1 pseudogene is annotated in these 407 nt (G+C 47.4%); it reads right to left on the bottom strand.

Annotated features, from left to right (window positions below):
• Positions 1–391 (bottom strand): annotated as a pseudogene (locus tag B4K20_RS15545) (ABC transporter ATP-binding protein/permease); the annotation flags it as partial.
• Positions 392–407: the final 16 nt, after the last annotated feature.

Here is a 407-nt window from a genome sequence, read left to right as displayed (position 1 = left end):
ATAAGTCTTTGGCTGAAATCGCGATCTTCTCAGACTGTTGTCGTGGCGGAACAGTGATTGTTTTATGGCCCTGCCGCTTATCCTCAGGTAACAGAGCGATGAATGCCTCGTCGAGATTACTTTGTCCGGTGTGTTTGATAAGTTCGGCAGGACTGCCAGTACCGAGTACTTGCCCCTCATCCATCGCAACCAAAAAATCAAAATTAGCCGCTTCATCCATATAAGCCGTGGCGATCAAGACACTCATCTGTGGTCGCTGGGCACGAATACGATCAATCAATGTCCAGAATTGACGGCGAGATAGCGGATCAACACCCGTGGTAGGCTCATCCAGAATTAATAAATCCGGGTTATGAATCAACGCGCAACATAAACCCAGTTTCTGTTTCATGCCGCCAGATAATTGA

The sequence above is a fragment of the Methylophaga sp. UBA5088 genome, from assembly GCF_002414625.1.
GTDB lineage: Bacteria > Pseudomonadota > Gammaproteobacteria > Nitrosococcales > Methylophagaceae > Methylophaga > Methylophaga marina.
Note: the sequence above shows the minus strand (reverse complement) of the source record. Positions and strands in the feature narration are given on the sequence as shown.